The sequence below is a fragment of the Peribacillus kribbensis DSM 17871 genome (assembly GCF_000430765.1).
Classification (GTDB): domain Bacteria; phylum Bacillota; class Bacilli; order Bacillales; family DSM-1321; genus Paraperibacillus; species Paraperibacillus kribbensis.
In genome coordinates this window covers 118,118-131,755 of the sequence record NZ_KE387238.1, presented here as the reverse complement: position 1 = coordinate 131,755, position 13,638 = coordinate 118,118, and the positions used below count along the sequence as shown (strand labels likewise).

Genomic DNA, 13,638 nt, shown 5'->3' with positions numbered 1-13,638 from the left:
GAGAGGGGCTTACTTCTTTATGCCAAAGCTTTCTTTTTATTAACTTTCCATACAAATTTACATTCTCCACAAACATTGCTTTTAGGTAAGAATAATACAATGGGGGTTGCTAATAAAAATAGAACCATGAAAATAAACATTGGCCAGAAGAAAAAGCCTATCACCATTGATCCACCGGCTAAAAACCACATAACAAACAACTGCATAGCCTTACTTGTTGTCGTGACTTTATTTGAATTACACCTCGGGCATGGTTCCCAGTACTTACTCATCCATTATCCCTCCACAAACAGTTTTGTAATATCATTTTCTCCGTTATACTTCACTCGAACGATATCCGAATCATAAAAGTACCCTGATTTCTTCCTCAACAACTTGATCCACTCCTGGGCAATAAAAGCAGCTTCATTATCTGGATCTTCTTTAAATCTACGATTGTTAATTGGAAAAGTTCCCTTTTGTAGTACATTTATTCCATTCACATTTAGAACAACTTCAATGTTGATATTCACTCTTCATCATCCTTATATAATTCATCGACCTTACACTCCAAAAGTTTGGCTAATTTATACGCTTTATCTAATGGTGGATAGTTTCTCCCACTTAGCCAATTAGATAATTGTTGGGGTGATACTCCGACCACTTCCGCTACAAACTTTTTTTTAAGTCCCTTTTGATCAATCAATTCTCCAATATTACACTTCATAATTATCACCACTATAGATATTCTTCTAATTTATCTTTATTCCTTTGAAAACATATCTGTATTTTATTTCAACAATTTCTGAAAAGACAGGCAATATTCTAGGCTGCTATCCATACATTGAAGTATACAAAGACAGGGAGAGTGAACAGCATGGAGCCATTCACAATAGGGATGCTTGTACTTGGTGGGACTGGTGCATCTTTAATAGGAATAGCCTTTTTAGAGAAATATGGGGTGTCCATTACTGAGGATCTGTTAGCAATAACTATGACTGTGACCAAGTTCGGAGGGATTGTCTATCTTCTCAAATATTTAAGCAGCCTTTTCTTCTAAGTAGTCTTCAATGTATATGTCATGGTGTGAATTGGTCATTGAACGGTGCAATCTTAGCTTTATTAAATGTTTTATCATGTCCCATTATCTTCATTTTTTCTTGAACTGATACTTATCAGTATCTCTTTTCTGTCGCTACTCGCCAGAAAAGATTGGAGGCTCAAATGATTGAATTATTAGCAATTCCAGCCGTTATTGTTGGTGCTGCTTTACTTCCGAGGAAAAGAATGTCTGATCAAAGGAAAATAGAAATCATCTTTGAAAATAGGAAAATATCGATTCAAAAAGGGGAAAGAGTAACTTACCCAAAACTGGTCAAAAAGTATAAGAAAGACTCGTACACGGTTTATCTGTTTAACTTACCTTTGGGAATAGCTTCTGAAGTATTCGAAACCTTGTTACCGGCAATTAGAGAAGCATTGAACAAAGAGGTTGAATATGAGTTTAAAGACCTTCTGAAACTGTATGTGTTTGAGGAGGAGTTGCCAACCAAATGGGATTACAAAGAGGACTTGAAAAGGCTGAATACGTGGGAGGTGCCTATAGGGAAGAATCATAGAGGCATTCTGTATCATGATTTCGATAAATATCCTCACATGCTTGTTGGAGGGGTTACACGCTTCGGAAAGACTGTATTCCTTAAGGAAGTATTTCAGACCTTACTTCTCAATCAGAAGGCGAATGTAGAGTTTTATATCCTGGATTTAAAGGGTGGATTGGAGTTTTGTAAGTATGAAGGCTTACCACAAGTGAAGAAGGTTGCTAGTGACTTGTATGAGGCTGTGGAAGTCCTCGCGGATATTGTGAAGGGTCTGAAGGATGAAGAGAAGGTTTATAAAGCTAAGGGGTTCACCAATATTGTAGATACTCCTATTAAGACCAGGCGATTCATTATAGTTGATGAAGGAGCAGAGTTAGCACCTGAAGTAATGAACGGTAAGGATAAAAAGTATGCTCAGTTCTGTCAATCTGCTTTGAGTGAAATTAGCCGGATTGGTGGAGGATTAGGTCTGAGATTAATTTACTGTACACAATATCCGACTAAGCAAGCAGTACCTATGCAGGTAAAGATGAACATAGTTACTCGTATATCGTTCATTGCATCTGCAACAGTATCCAGTATGGTTATTTTGGATGAACCAGGAGCGAATGAGTTGCCAGCCATTCCAGGAAGAGCTATCTACAAAGTAGAAAAGAAGAGGATTGTTCAAGTTCCATATATTGATGACAGTATGATGCTTGAAATAAATGGAGGGACAGAAGGATGATATTATCACCTCAGCAGCGAGTAGAAAGTTTATTAATGACGATAGATCAATTGGGGATGACAACGATAAAACACCTAAGAAGCATCCATGATTTAAAGAGTTATAGGAATGCTTGTAGGATTGTTGGTAAACTAAAGCCGTATATTCATGAGACATTTTACAATAAGGAAAAGGTTGTGTACTTGAATAGGGATGGCAGAGAGTTAATTGGATCAAGTCACGAAGTAAAGAAATCAGGGCAGATTGAGCATACCCTTCTAAGGAATGAAGCGTTTGTGTATTTTAATTGCCCATTAGACTGGAAACCTGAAAGGGAATTTGTAGTCAATTTACCTGTTGAGAATAAACTGGATTTCATAGTATCGGGTGTGAATGTGGTCAATAAGAAAAAGGTTGTCTGTGATGCTTCCTTTAGTCGTAATGGATACTTACACATAGTTGAAATTGATAATAAACGTGCAATGGCTGATAACAAAACAAAGCTAGATACCTACAAAGAGATATTCCCCCATTTAAAGCAAATCTACAATCAAATACCTACACTATATTTTTTCACAACAACACAGCAAAGAAAGAAGAAAATTGAAGCCTGGATGCTAGAAAGGAATATAAGAGGAGAAGTTAAGATTTACTCTGAATTATAAAAGGTAAATAATACCATAACGTTGAATTGTTACTTGAGGGAGTGATAATTTGAAACCGGAAAAGTTATTCGAAGTTATTCAAAGTAATCGTTCAACTGAGGAAGGCAACTTTTGTTTTATGTTAAAGGTAAGGGATCAAACGAAAATACGACCTATTATTGTGTCAGCAAAGAAGTTAATGATGAATGGAACCGTGTCTTTTTGGGAGTGTGATCCACGTACTATGGATAAAGGAATAGGCATTCAGTTTTCAGGAGTTATTAGGAAGGAAAAAATTCCCTTAATGTCGAAATAAGTAGACAAAGGGAGGTGAATGATAATGGACATTTTTACGCTAGAAATATTATATGATATATCTAGTAAGGCAGCTCAAGTGGGTCGAGAAATGACAAAGCTTACTCTGGAAGATGGAATAAATATTATCTATCCTCAGAAAGTCACTTCGGATAGGGAAGACGATCCAGATGACTTTAAGCTTATAACTTTTTTAGAATCAAAAATTCTTATTGGCTCCTATGAGGGAGAAGAAAGAACAAAATTAAAAGTTATTCCAATAAGAGATGTGAAAAATTTAGAGTTAGATACTACAAGGTTCGGAGCCTCGAAGTTAATAATTTCCCTAAAAGGTGAAGATATTATTCTCGATAGCAACGAGGATAGTAGCCAATTTTTTAGAAGAGAATATTCTCAGAAAATTCCAGAGATATTCAATTATCTTTATAACAAAATTTAAACCGTAATTAATTTAACAGGGGTGGTAAGGGAGATGAGCAAGGAAGAACTAAGATTAAAAATTTTACAGGAATTAAACGAGGGTAGACAGCCTAATCATGAGGATTTTCCAGGTGTAACTGAACCTGAGTGGAGGGCTGCTGCAATATTTTTAAAAGATGGTGGCTATATCAAAAATATAACCATATCAATGAATACAAAGTATTTATTCGCAGAAATAACCGAAGATGGAGAAAATTATTTAAAGCAGCATACCCTTTAAAATTTCTAAATTATGAACCACCGATTATTAATCAGTGGTTTCTTTTTTTTGTGATCATCATCTCCGTTGTCGTAGTTTTCATCTGAGTAATCAAATATATCTTCGATTAATGTTTCAATGTCTTTGTCATCTCTAATACTCACTTAGATAACCTCCCGCCTTGGATTAACTATATTTTATGAATAAAAATAAATAATGATTACTAATCAATTAATTGACTTATACTAATATATTTTATTTAAATAACAGAATATTTTGACAATATTAAAGTTTTGGTTTATCCTTCTTTTGGTGAGGGAGGAAGACTATGGTATACAACCGAGTGAAAACAGAAAAAGAAGAAAAGAAAAAGCCATTTATTGAAGTGGAGGTTAGTGAGCAAGAAATTAGAGAAATGTTCTTAGATGAACTTAAAAGACATGTAAAACGTATTGAAGCCGAATTAACTTTCTGGGACACAAAGGAACTAATAAGGCAAACGAGCCTAAGTTGGAATACGATAAATGAGTATTTCTTCTATGATCCAAGGTTTCCTAAGTATAGGTTAGGTCGCAAGTGGATGTTCCCAGCTAAGAAGACAAGGGAGTTTCTGCTCATGTGGTTAGAGGAACAGAAATGACACAAAATAAAGTATTAGAGATAAAGGTTAATGAAGCAGAATTAAAAAAAGTGTACTTAGAGGAAATCAAAGAGAATCTGAAAAAACTTAATACTGAGTTAGTATTATGGGACACCAAAGAATTAGAAAAAAGAACTTGCATGTGTATGAATACCATTCAAAAGGAATTCTTTTATCATCCAGACTTTCCTAAGAGAAAGGTCGGCAATAAATGGTATTATCCTGCTGAAAAAACTAGGGATTTTATTCTTAACTGGATAGAGGAGAATGGATAAGTCTAACATAGTCACCAACACAAAATTTTAGTCACCAATATAGTCACATATCTGATGTGACAACACAAAAAAGGAGATTATGTGTAAAAAGGTCACCAAAAAGTCACATAATCTCCTGTATAATCACCCGAAGCCATTCTTATCTATTATCCACAGTCTCCGGATACAAATCATGATTCATTAAACGGTAGTTTGCCATTTCCTCATATTTTGTGCCGGGCTTGCCGTAGTTGGTGTACGGATCGATGGAGATACCGCCGCGAGGGGTGAACTTTCCCCATACTTCGATGTATTTCGGGTCCATCAGCTTGATCAGGTCATTCATGATGATGTTCATGCAGTCTTCGTGGAAGTCACCGTGATTGCGGAAGCTGAAAAGGTAAAGCTTTAATGATTTGCTTTCCACCATTTTTTCTCCAGGGATATAGCTGATATAGATGGTTGCGAAATCAGGCTGTCCCGTGATCGGACAAAGGCTCGTGAATTCCGGGCAATTGAATTTTACAAAATAATCCCGGTATGGGTGCTTGTTGTCGAATGACTCCAGAATCTCAGGAGAGTAGTCAAATAAATATTTAGTCCCCTGGTTTCCCAATAATGTGACATCCTGCATTTCTTCTTTTTTTCTTCCTGCCATTCTAATTCCTCCTATGCGGTTAACAAACTTAAAAAAATTTTTTAGAAAATAGAGGTCCTATTTAGTCGTGTGAAAAACAGCCAATAAAAAGAGGCTGCCAAAGAATTAGCCTCACCCTGCTAGATTTTCAGCAACTATGGTGAAGCCAGATTCTGTGTGACAGCCTCTGGATGATCATCTGCCATAGTTTTTTATAGAGGGTTTCAGCTATGAACCTCTTAAATAGACATCTGTGAAATTATATATGAGATTAATCAGGATTTCAATATAAACCGTATGGACTTCCTAAATAGGATAAATCCCCCTGCTTCTGGAAAGAATACTGGAAGCAAATTGGAGAAGGGGGATTTGAGAATGAATTATATTGACGGACAGATTATTTCGGGCGAATTCGATAGCGGTACTGGTGTTTTTTCCTTGAAAAAGGTGAAAAATTTTTATACCGAAACTAGCCTGAAGCAAAATCAGGTCCATTCTTTATACAATTATTTAAAGCTTCATGAGGATGAAACGGACGGCCAGATTGTGACGCTTTATGATCAGATGCTGATCAGGCTGTCACCCGGGGAGGTCAGGCAGCTCCTGGAAGAATTAGAGGCCCTGCAATCCCTGTACTAGGAATTACCCGGCCGCCATTTTTCGTCTGCCCAGGATTCCGGTGACTAAAAGGATCCCTGCAAAGATCACAAGCATGCCAAAGATCGTATTGGCGCGGATCGTTTCTTTAAGAAACAGCGCGCCCCAGCCAACACCGAATATCGGAACTAAAAAGGTGACGCTGGCTGTCTTGAGGGCTCCTGACTTTCCCATTAAATAAAAATACAGCAGATAAGCGAGCGATGTACAAAGCACAGCCAGCACCAATACAGACAGAAGAGCAGGGACTGAAGGCAGGGAACGCGGCAGCGTAAACAAAGTGAATGGCAGCATGACAATGCTTGCCCCAATCTGCTGGCCGATTGCCAAATCCATGGGCTTTACTTCTTTAAAATTCTTCGCGATGTAGTTGCCCGCAATTCCATAAAACAATGCTGCCAATAAGGAATAAAGCGCTGAAAGCATAAAGGCCCCGTCTGTTTTCCCGGTGCTCCAGCCGACCAGGATGACCACTCCGGCTATTCCGATCAGCATTCCAATAAACTTTTGCATAGAAAGCCTGGTCTTAAACCAGACCCAGGCTGCAGCTGCAGTGAACATAGGGGTAGTGGCGTTAATGATCGAAGCCATGGAGGCAGTGAGATGAAGCTCGGCCCCCGTTATGAATGCAAAAGGGACAGCAGCATTCAAAAGACCGACCATTATGTATTTTTTCCAATGGGCACGGAAACTGAATGTGTATTTAATAAAGACTGCGTAAATCAGGAGAGCTGCTGCGGCGAGGGCAACCCTCAATTCCACGGTTAAAAAAGGCCCTAGCTCGGGGGAAGCGACCCGGATAAAAAGAAACGAGGCACCCCATAAAGCAGCAAGGGTTAATAAAGCTGCGAATTCTTTCCCTGTCAAAATCATCACTCCTAAACGGCTTTGAATACGAAATATCTAGATGAGAGGCGGGGAATCAAGGTAAAATGAGTGTATGAAACTCATAAAGAAATAAGGTGGATGCCATGCTGGATTTCCTTTTTGATTCCCTGGATATCATTGTCGATTTATTTCAATTAAAAAAAACGGTGAATTCTGTAACAATCATTGAAGATATGAAAAAAGAGCCCTGGTTCCTCGCACTCATAAAGGATTACAGATATGAATACATTATTCAAAACAATAAGGCTATCCATATCTATCTTAAACAGCCGGCCAACATCAAGCTGTTAAAGCACAGCGAAGAGGAAAGACAGAATTTTATTTCTTTAGTGAAGCAGGAACATCACCGCTTTACCTCCTTTAATCAGAAGTCCAATAAATGATGCAGGAGGCGGTCTTTATCTGTAAAGAACTGTTTCATTAAAGTGTAATGGCCGGTTTCCTCCAATGTTGTTTCCTCTGGGCCATCCCGGGACAGCTGAATGATTTTGGCATGCGGATAGGCCATGATGATGGGGGAGTGGGTCGCAATGATGAATTGAGATCGATTTTGGACAAGTTCATGGATCTTTGCAAGCATGGACAGCTGCCTCATCGGAGACAGCGCAGCCTCAGGCTCATCCAAAATATATAAACCGCTCCCCGAAAACCGGTTCGTAAACGTCGAAAAGAATGCTTCCCCGTGAGACTGCTCATGAAGGGAGACTCCGCCATAGGAATGAATAATTTTAGGGCCAAATCCCTCCTGATCCATCTCTTCAATATGGGTAGCGAGATTATAAAAGGTCTCTGCCCTAAGGAAAAATCCATCCTTCGGTCTATCTGCTCCTCTGACTAGCGTGATGTACTCTTCAAGAGCAGAATGGGAATCGTAAGTAGAAAAGCTGAAGTTCAGCGAGCCTCCTTCAGGATTAAATCCTGCCGCTATGGCTATGCCTTCAAGCAGCGTAGACTTTCCCATTCCATTTTCCCCGACCAAAAAGGTGACTTTGGGGTGGAAGCTGATTTCTTCAAGCAGCCTGATTGCTGGAAGTGTAAAAGGATAAGATTGATAGGAATCAATTTCATTCCTCCGCAGCTTCATTTTTTTAAGATAAAGAGAATCCACGATTCATGCCCCTTTTTATTCCAAATTCTGTAATCCAACTGTAATGCCACCGCTTCTTTATACATGTTATCATATTGGTAGAGGTATTTTGTATCCCCTAACACTGAAAGGGGGAGGGATACTTGGATATAATTAAAATAAAAAAGCTGCTGGAAGATCTGGCCTGTTCGCCTTATTGTGAAAGCCATGTATCTCATACTCTTCAGCATAATCATAAAAAGATGATTGAAATAAGCTATGAAGAGCATGACCGATTATATCAGCTTTTTATGATTGAAAGCCAAAGCAAGCAATATTACCATGACCTGAATTCAGCCGCCGCAGCCATTTCTGCCGTCATAGATAAAGAATTGCTGAACCTACATCATTTTCAATAAGAAAAGGCGCCTCAAAAAAACCTGATCCATATTCCTAGAAGAATGGGGGACAGGCTTGACTGGAGGCGCCTTTTTTAGTTTTGCTTTTAATCTTACTGTTTGTCAGGAATACAGGGCTCTGATGGACAGAACGATGCATACCGCCGAACAGGCAAATAAGAGAAGGGATGTTCTGACATTTCTCTTCATTTTAATTCCACAGACACAAAATAATATAGCCGCTGATAGCTTAGAAACGCTCTGCGAAGAGGGGGATTGTGAGAAATAGGAGCTGCTAAGGATGATGGAAGCAAGGAGTGTAATGGATGTGAGCAGCTTGAACCAGAGAGGCTGGTTCAGGAAAAGCTTAATCATAAATTGGATCCGCCGCATGTGGCTGTGTCTCCCTTCATAATGAGTATCTGAATCAGTATATGCCGGAAATAGGAAAGTACGTCCATAGAATGGGACGTGAAATTTTGGTTGTTTCCGAAAAGTAATTTCAGATTATTCTTACTTTTTATGCTAAAATATGGAAGGGTGCTTTTTTTCCTGGAGAGGGGGAAAAAGATGAATGTTATTGTCTGCCTGGCAGCTTCCGTGTTCTTTGTCCTGCTGGGCACCTTTATCTGGAAAAGCCAGTATACAGCTTTTTTTGCAGAAATGGTTACACCCAGGAATCAAAGAGTCCTTTCGAGGCGGATTGGATTTCTGATCATCTTTCTGGGAATAGAAACTATGATTTGTTTTTTGTTAAGGGGAGCTGGCATCGATGGGACGATGTACGGAATCCTGGTTATATTTCATATTTTGCTCTTATTGCTCCTGCTGGCTCTCGATCAGCTGGGGGTATAAAAGAGTATGGTAAAAGTATAACAGTCAGAGGTGGCAGTATGGAAGAAAAATGGCTGGAATGGGCCAAGAAAATTCAGGCTCTCTCACAGGCAGGGCTTGCCTATTCGAAGGATATATACGATATAGAGAGATTTCAGGAACTAAGAACCATCAGCTGCGAGATGGTGTCAGAGCTGACCCAAAACCCGTTCGATACGATTCAATCAGTATTTGCATCCGAAACGGGATATCAAACTCCGAAAACCGATATACGAGCTGTCATCTTTCAGGAAGACAGGCTGCTTCTGGTTAAGGAAAAAGAAGATCAAAAATGGTCACTGCCCGGTGGATGGGCAGATATCGGGCTATCGCCGGCAGAAGTGGCGGTTAAGGAAGTGCAGGAAGAGACTGGATTGGAGGTACAGGCAGTAAGGCTGCTGGCAGTGCTGGACAAAAAATGTCATCCGCATCCGCCTTCCCTTCACCATGTGTACAAGCTGTTTTTCGAATGCTCGGTTACAGGCGGACATCTTGAAGCAGGAATAGAGACAGCGGATGCGGCCTTTTTTTCGAAGGACGCACTGCCGGAGCTTTCACCATCCAGGATAACCAGGGGCCAGCTGGAGCTTTTGTTCAGCTATTTGGATAACCCCGGAAGGCTGCCTGTGTTTGACTGAAATAAGACTTGAAGATGAGGAGATTTTTATGGATATTGGAGAGGTGCTGAAGGAGACAGGTATGGAACATGCTGCCATTACTAAGATTAATGGTGGAAGGGACAGCTCTGTTTGGAAGGTACAATGGGCTGGAAAGGAATATGCTCTCCGCATGCTTCCAAGCAAGAGGTCAGGGCAGTTTTTGCAGGAACAAAAGATCATGGAATGGGCTCTGGAAGCGGGTCTTCCAGTCCCGGCTGTCCGTTTGGTGAAACGGTGCGGGGAATCTGTCATTATGCTTTTGGACTGGGCGGAAGGAAAAACGATCCTTGAAGAGCTGATCCTCCATCCCGGCCGCGGGGAATCTCTGGGACAGTCCTTTGGAGCCGCTCATGCTGCCATTCATAAATGTGCATTCCCGTTTGAATTGGCCTTAAACTGGATTGCACCCCGATCGAAGGAAGAAGAAGTAATTTCGGAACGAATTATGCTTGAAGGAGAAGAGAAAGCGCTCCTTCATATGGATTTTCACCCGCTCAATGTTATGACCGATGGTGAAAAAATCACAGCCATCCTTGACTGGACAAATTGCTCTGTTGGAGATCCGCGCTATGATACTGCCCGCACGTATTCCATCTTTAAACTTGTAGAGGGAGATGTATCCAAATACGGTCTTGACCCGGCTGCCTTGCACACCTTTCAGCATGGCTGGAGAGAAGGGTACGAGAAAGAATCCGCCCGTTCACTGGTTTTTCCGGATCTGTATACAGACTGGGCAGGCCAGCGGCTGGCGGATGAGTGGAGGGGAGAGCTTCCGGCTGAACAGCTTGCCCGCATTATCCAGAGAATCGGTGCCTCTCCCTCCTTTTAAGCCGCTCATTTAATCGGTATAGCTGGCGGGCAGGGCATAGAAAGGTCCCTTTACCTTACAGAAATAGTACCATATGCTCTTCATCATAATACGCATCCTGGATTTTCAGGGCCTTTTTCTCAAAACCATATGTCTTGAAGCCGAGGGAGGAATACAGGTTTTTGGCTGATTCATTCGTTGAAACGACAGACAAAAGAATCTGTTCGGTTTGAGGAAGCTCTTTTGCTTTTTGAATGGCTGCCTGCATCAGCTTCCTGCCGATTCCTTCTCCCCGCTTTTCTTTTTTGACATACATGGCAAAAATAAACGCTTTGTGCAAAAGCTTTACTTTCTGCTCAAGAACCAGTGAGACGACCCCCGCCAATTCTCCATCATCGAAGGCCCCAAAAGCGAATTGCCCTTCTGCTGAAAGGCTTTCTTCATACACTTTCACATCTCGGTCTTTTTCTTCCTCAAAGCTCGATCCAAAGGCCTCTGGATTCTGTTTCAGTGACTCCAGACGGATATTTTTGTATGCATCTGCATGACTCGAGTTTAATTGCCGTATTTCCATTCTCATTTCCCCTTTATGGAAATGTAACTTTCCATTTTTATTACCAGCTTAATTCATATACAATGAATAAGGCAATAAGGAATAAAAGAGGTGTCTAATAAATGCTTCACCAGGCAAAGGAATTATTAAGCAAATACTTCGGATATCAGGCGTTCAGAAACGGACAGGAGCAGATCATTGAGCAGATTCTGGCTGGAAGGGATACGGTAGGAATTATGCCGACAGGCGGCGGTAAGTCGATCACTTATCAAATTCCGGCCCTTCTATTTGAAGGAATTACACTGGTTATTTCCCCCTTAATTTCATTGATGAAGGACCAGGTAGACGCCCTGGAGCAGTCAGGAATTCCGGCGGCTTACATCAACAGCTCACTGTCTTCTTCCGAAATAGAGGATCGGCTTGAAGAGGCAGGAATGGGTGCGTATAAACTGCTTTACCTTGCACCGGAACGCCTGGAAGCGGGCGGATTCATGGAAAGAATGAGGCAGCTGCCAATTTCGATGGTCGCCGTGGATGAAGCTCACTGCATTTCGCAGTGGGGCCATGATTTTAGGCCGAGCTATCTAAGAATTAAAACATTATTGAATAATCTTCCTGGTAAACCCGCAGTGCTGGCTCTGACTGCCACTGCAACGCCCCAGGTCCGGGAGGATATATGCCGCACACTGGAAATACCTGAGGGGAATGCGGTCATTACAGGCTTTGAGCGTTCAAATTTAAGTTTTTCGATTGTCAAAGGGCAGAATAGGCAGGAATATCTTCTGAATTACGTGAAGAAAAACAGCTCCGATTCTGGTGTCATTTATGCGGCTACCAGAAAAAATGTAGAACAGATTCACGAAAAACTTGTCAGAGGGGGGATTTCCGCCGGTAAGTATCACGGTGGAATGAATGGGGATGAACGGGATTCCGAGCAGGAACGATTCCTGAATGATGAGGTACAGGTCATGGTCGCCACTAATGCGTTTGGGATGGGGATCGATAAAAGCAATGTCCGGTATGTGCTTCATTACCAGGTGCCGAAAAACATGGAGAGCTATTATCAGGAAGCCGGGCGTGCAGGAAGGGACTCGCTTCCCAGCGAATGCATCTTATTATTCTCCGAACAGGATATCCAGCTGCAGCGATACTTAATTGATCAGTCTGAATCAGACCAGTTTAAAGCAAATGAACTTGAAAAGCTTCAATCGATGAGAGAATACTGCTATACGGAAAATTGCCTTCAAGCCTTTATCATGGGATATTTTGGGGACAAAACGGAAAAACGCTGCGGCCGGTGCAGCAACTGCCTGGATAATCGGTCATCGGTAGATGTAACACGAGATGCGCAGATTGTTCTTTCCTGTATGAAGCGTATGGGGGAAAGATTCGGAAAAACTCTGATTGCGCAGGTTTTAACAGCATCGTCCAATAAGAAGGTCCAGGAATTCGGCTTTCAAAATCTTTCAACGTTTGGCTTGATGAAGGATAGGAGTGCGAAGGATACCGCGGAATTCATCGATTACCTGACTTCCGAGCAATATATTGGAGTTTCGGGAGGACAGTTTCCTATCTTATTCGTAACAGAAAAAGGGAAGAGTGTCCTTCTCGGACAGACTGAGGTAAAAAGGAAGGAAATCGTCCAGACTGTCCAGGTCAATAAAAATGATCCTCTATTCGAGGAACTCCGCAGTCTCCGTAAGGAAATTGCCGCCGGGGAGGGAGTCCCTCCGTTTGTCATTTTTTCTGATGCAACTCTCTTGGATATGTGCAGTAAGATGCCGCGCACCATAGAGGAGCTTGAGACGGTAAAGGGAGTCGGGAAACAAAAGCTTGAGAAGTATGGGGAAGGCTTTTTGGCGGCAGTGGCTTCCTTCCTGGATGAAAACGAGGATTATCATCCATCTGTGGAAGCGGAAGAGAAGAGGCCAAAGGAACAAAGAAGCAGCGGCGGCTCCTATCTGGACAGCTATGAAAGCTTCACAGCAGGCAAAAGCATCAAGGAAATTGCAGAAGACCGCGGCTTGTCGACCAATACAGTCGAAAATCATATCATCCGATGTGTGGATGAGGGGAAGCCCATCGATCAGAGGGGAATCCTTACAGTTGAACAGGAACAGCTGATTTTAGAGGCTGTAGAAAAGGCAGGGAAAGAATACCTTAAACCGATCAAGGATTTGCTTCCAAAGGAAATCAGCTATTTTATGATTAAGTTTTTCTTGGTTTTACAAAAATAATTTGACCAATTTTTACAGGAAAATGCGTTATATGACAAAAAAGA

General features: G+C 41.2%; 23 protein-coding genes. 15 read left to right on the top strand and 8 right to left on the bottom strand.

What is annotated here, in order from left to right; translation table 11 throughout:
* Positions 1-17: 17 nt before the first annotated feature.
* From H539_RS0114195 to H539_RS0114185, 3 genes are read right to left on the bottom strand one after another with little or no spacing between them, the layout of a single operon-like run.
* Positions 18-272: a hypothetical protein gene (locus tag H539_RS0114195; protein WP_026694071.1), complete on the bottom strand. Its 255-nt coding sequence runs from the start codon at positions 270-272 to the stop codon at positions 18-20.
* Positions 273-275: 3 nt separating this feature from the next.
* On the bottom strand, positions 276-512 hold the full coding sequence (locus H539_RS0114190) for a hypothetical protein (RefSeq protein ID WP_026694070.1): 237 nt from the start codon (positions 510-512) through the stop codon (positions 276-278).
* Entirely contained in the window at positions 509-706 is a 198-nt protein-coding gene (locus H539_RS0114185; RefSeq protein WP_035322676.1) for a helix-turn-helix transcriptional regulator, read from the bottom strand. The genes H539_RS0114190 and H539_RS0114185 overlap by 4 nt, the downstream gene beginning before the upstream one ends.
* A gap of 150 nt (positions 707-856) precedes the next feature.
* Between H539_RS0114185 and H539_RS0114180 the strand changes: the two genes are divergently transcribed.
* The 6 genes from H539_RS0114180 (at position 857) to H539_RS0114155 (ending at position 3,945) form a co-directional block, all read left to right on the top strand.
* Positions 857-1,039 (top strand): hypothetical protein, encoded by a 183-nt coding sequence (locus H539_RS0114180; protein WP_026694068.1) that lies wholly within the window; start codon positions 857-859, stop codon positions 1,037-1,039.
* 164 nt (positions 1,040-1,203) lie between these two features.
* Positions 1,204-2,307: an FtsK/SpoIIIE domain-containing protein gene (locus H539_RS28575; protein ID WP_035322674.1), complete on the top strand. Its 1,104-nt coding sequence runs from the start codon at positions 1,204-1,206 to the stop codon at positions 2,305-2,307.
* Positions 2,308-2,342: 35 nt separating this feature from the next.
* Positions 2,343-2,951: a hypothetical protein gene (locus H539_RS0114170; RefSeq protein WP_155890059.1), complete on the top strand. Its 609-nt coding sequence runs from the start codon at positions 2,343-2,345 to the stop codon at positions 2,949-2,951.
* Between the two features lie 49 nt (positions 2,952-3,000).
* Positions 3,001-3,246 carry a hypothetical protein gene (locus tag H539_RS0114165; RefSeq protein ID WP_026694066.1) on the top strand — a complete coding sequence of 82 codons (246 nt, stop codon included), beginning with the start codon at positions 3,001-3,003 and terminating at the stop codon, positions 3,244-3,246.
* Between the two features lie 24 nt (positions 3,247-3,270).
* Positions 3,271-3,684, top strand: coding sequence for a hypothetical protein (locus H539_RS0114160; RefSeq protein ID WP_026694065.1), 414 nt, complete (start codon positions 3,271-3,273; stop codon positions 3,682-3,684).
* Between the two features lie 33 nt (positions 3,685-3,717).
* Entirely contained in the window at positions 3,718-3,945 is a 228-nt protein-coding gene (locus H539_RS0114155; RefSeq protein WP_026694064.1) for a hypothetical protein, read from the top strand.
* Between the two features lie 5 nt (positions 3,946-3,950).
* Here H539_RS0114155 and H539_RS31550 read toward each other — a convergent pair whose 3' ends face one another.
* Positions 3,951-4,088, bottom strand: coding sequence for a hypothetical protein (locus tag H539_RS31550; protein ID WP_155890057.1), 138 nt, complete (start codon positions 4,086-4,088; stop codon positions 3,951-3,953).
* 164 nt (positions 4,089-4,252) lie between these two features.
* On the opposite strand from H539_RS31550, the gene H539_RS0114145 reads away from it, so the two are divergent.
* Positions 4,253-4,564, top strand: coding sequence for a group-specific protein (locus H539_RS0114145; RefSeq protein WP_051348585.1), 312 nt, complete (start codon positions 4,253-4,255; stop codon positions 4,562-4,564).
* Positions 4,561-4,839 (top strand): group-specific protein, encoded by a 279-nt coding sequence (locus tag H539_RS0114140; RefSeq protein WP_035322672.1) that lies wholly within the window; start codon positions 4,561-4,563, stop codon positions 4,837-4,839. The genes H539_RS0114145 and H539_RS0114140 overlap by 4 nt, the downstream gene beginning before the upstream one ends.
* A gap of 139 nt (positions 4,840-4,978) precedes the next feature.
* On the opposite strand, the gene queF is transcribed toward H539_RS0114140, so the two are convergent.
* The gene (queF, locus tag H539_RS0114135; protein ID WP_026694061.1) at positions 4,979-5,476 is read right to left on the bottom strand and encodes a preQ(1) synthase; all 498 of its coding nucleotides are present in this window, start codon (positions 5,474-5,476) and stop codon (positions 4,979-4,981) included.
* 354 nt (positions 5,477-5,830) lie between these two features.
* Between queF and H539_RS0114130 the strand changes: the two genes are divergently transcribed.
* Positions 5,831-6,094, top strand: a complete 264-nt coding sequence (locus tag H539_RS0114130) for a hypothetical protein (protein ID WP_026694060.1) — start codon at positions 5,831-5,833, stop codon at positions 6,092-6,094.
* A gap of 3 nt (positions 6,095-6,097) precedes the next feature.
* Here H539_RS0114130 and H539_RS0114125 read toward each other — a convergent pair whose 3' ends face one another.
* Positions 6,098-6,979, bottom strand: a complete 882-nt coding sequence (locus H539_RS0114125; protein WP_035322671.1) for a DMT family transporter — start codon at positions 6,977-6,979, stop codon at positions 6,098-6,100.
* A 104-nt stretch (positions 6,980-7,083) separates the two neighbouring features.
* On the opposite strand from H539_RS0114125, the gene H539_RS0114120 reads away from it, so the two are divergent.
* Positions 7,084-7,383 carry a hypothetical protein gene (locus H539_RS0114120; RefSeq protein ID WP_026694058.1) on the top strand — a complete coding sequence of 100 codons (300 nt, stop codon included), beginning with the start codon at positions 7,084-7,086 and terminating at the stop codon, positions 7,381-7,383.
* Here H539_RS0114120 and H539_RS0114115 read toward each other — a convergent pair.
* Entirely contained in the window at positions 7,365-8,111 is a 747-nt protein-coding gene (locus H539_RS0114115) for an AAA family ATPase (RefSeq protein WP_026694057.1), read from the bottom strand. The two genes, H539_RS0114120 and H539_RS0114115, sit on opposite strands and share 19 nt — an antisense overlap.
* Before the next feature lie 119 nt (positions 8,112-8,230).
* Here H539_RS0114115 and H539_RS0114110 point away from each other — a divergent pair, with 119 nt between their 5' ends.
* The 4 genes from H539_RS0114110 to H539_RS0114085 all read left to right on the top strand — a co-directional run bounded on the left by H539_RS0114110 (position 8,231) and on the right by H539_RS0114085 (position 10,825).
* Positions 8,231-8,485 (top strand): hypothetical protein, encoded by a 255-nt coding sequence (locus H539_RS0114110; RefSeq protein ID WP_026694056.1) that lies wholly within the window; start codon positions 8,231-8,233, stop codon positions 8,483-8,485.
* A 549-nt stretch (positions 8,486-9,034) separates the two neighbouring features.
* Positions 9,035-9,319 (top strand): hypothetical protein, encoded by a 285-nt coding sequence (locus H539_RS0114095; protein ID WP_026694054.1) that lies wholly within the window; start codon positions 9,035-9,037, stop codon positions 9,317-9,319.
* Between the two features lie 38 nt (positions 9,320-9,357).
* Positions 9,358-9,975, top strand: a complete 618-nt coding sequence (locus H539_RS0114090) for an NUDIX hydrolase (RefSeq protein WP_026694053.1) — start codon at positions 9,358-9,360, stop codon at positions 9,973-9,975.
* Entirely contained in the window at positions 9,968-10,825 is an 858-nt protein-coding gene (locus tag H539_RS0114085; RefSeq protein ID WP_155890054.1) for a phosphotransferase family protein, read from the top strand. The genes H539_RS0114090 and H539_RS0114085 overlap by 8 nt, the downstream gene beginning before the upstream one ends.
* Positions 10,826-10,880: 55 nt before the next feature.
* On the opposite strand, the gene H539_RS0114080 is transcribed toward H539_RS0114085, so the two are convergent.
* Positions 10,881-11,378: a GNAT family N-acetyltransferase gene (locus H539_RS0114080; protein ID WP_026694051.1), complete on the bottom strand. Its 498-nt coding sequence runs from the start codon at positions 11,376-11,378 to the stop codon at positions 10,881-10,883.
* A gap of 101 nt (positions 11,379-11,479) precedes the next feature.
* Between H539_RS0114080 and recQ the strand changes: the two genes are divergently transcribed.
* Positions 11,480-13,594 (top strand): DNA helicase RecQ, encoded by a 2,115-nt coding sequence (recQ, locus tag H539_RS0114075; protein ID WP_026694050.1) that lies wholly within the window; start codon positions 11,480-11,482, stop codon positions 13,592-13,594.
* Positions 13,595-13,638: the final 44 nt, after the last annotated feature.

Excerpts from the sequence above, each read along its gene's own strand:
- H539_RS0114195 (WP_026694071.1), bottom strand. The coding sequence starts at position 272 with ATGAGTAAGTACTGGGAACCATGCCCGAGGTGTAATTCAAATAAAGTC.
- H539_RS0114185 (WP_035322676.1), bottom strand. The coding sequence starts at position 706 with ATGAAGTGTAATATTGGAGAATTGATTGATCAAAAGGGACTTAAAAAA.
- H539_RS0114180 (WP_026694068.1), top strand. The coding sequence starts at position 857 with ATGGAGCCATTCACAATAGGGATGCTTGTACTTGGTGGGACTGGTGCA.
- H539_RS28575 (WP_035322674.1), top strand. The coding sequence starts at position 1,204 with ATGATTGAATTATTAGCAATTCCAGCCGTTATTGTTGGTGCTGCTTTA.
- H539_RS0114170 (WP_155890059.1), top strand. The coding sequence starts at position 2,343 with ATGACGATAGATCAATTGGGGATGACAACGATAAAACACCTAAGAAGC.
- H539_RS0114160 (WP_026694065.1), top strand. The coding sequence starts at position 3,271 with ATGGACATTTTTACGCTAGAAATATTATATGATATATCTAGTAAGGCA.
- H539_RS0114155 (WP_026694064.1), top strand. The coding sequence starts at position 3,718 with ATGAGCAAGGAAGAACTAAGATTAAAAATTTTACAGGAATTAAACGAG.
- H539_RS0114145 (WP_051348585.1), top strand. The coding sequence starts at position 4,253 with ATGGTATACAACCGAGTGAAAACAGAAAAAGAAGAAAAGAAAAAGCCA.
- H539_RS0114140 (WP_035322672.1), top strand. The coding sequence starts at position 4,561 with ATGACACAAAATAAAGTATTAGAGATAAAGGTTAATGAAGCAGAATTA.
- queF (WP_026694061.1), bottom strand. The coding sequence starts at position 5,476 with ATGGCAGGAAGAAAAAAAGAAGAAATGCAGGATGTCACATTATTGGGA.
- H539_RS0114130 (WP_026694060.1), top strand. The coding sequence starts at position 5,831 with ATGAATTATATTGACGGACAGATTATTTCGGGCGAATTCGATAGCGGT.
- H539_RS0114120 (WP_026694058.1), top strand. The coding sequence starts at position 7,084 with ATGCTGGATTTCCTTTTTGATTCCCTGGATATCATTGTCGATTTATTT.
- H539_RS0114095 (WP_026694054.1), top strand. The coding sequence starts at position 9,035 with ATGAATGTTATTGTCTGCCTGGCAGCTTCCGTGTTCTTTGTCCTGCTG.
- H539_RS0114090 (WP_026694053.1), top strand. The coding sequence starts at position 9,358 with ATGGAAGAAAAATGGCTGGAATGGGCCAAGAAAATTCAGGCTCTCTCA.
- H539_RS0114080 (WP_026694051.1), bottom strand. The coding sequence starts at position 11,378 with ATGGAAATACGGCAATTAAACTCGAGTCATGCAGATGCATACAAAAAT.
- recQ (WP_026694050.1), top strand. The coding sequence starts at position 11,480 with ATGCTTCACCAGGCAAAGGAATTATTAAGCAAATACTTCGGATATCAG.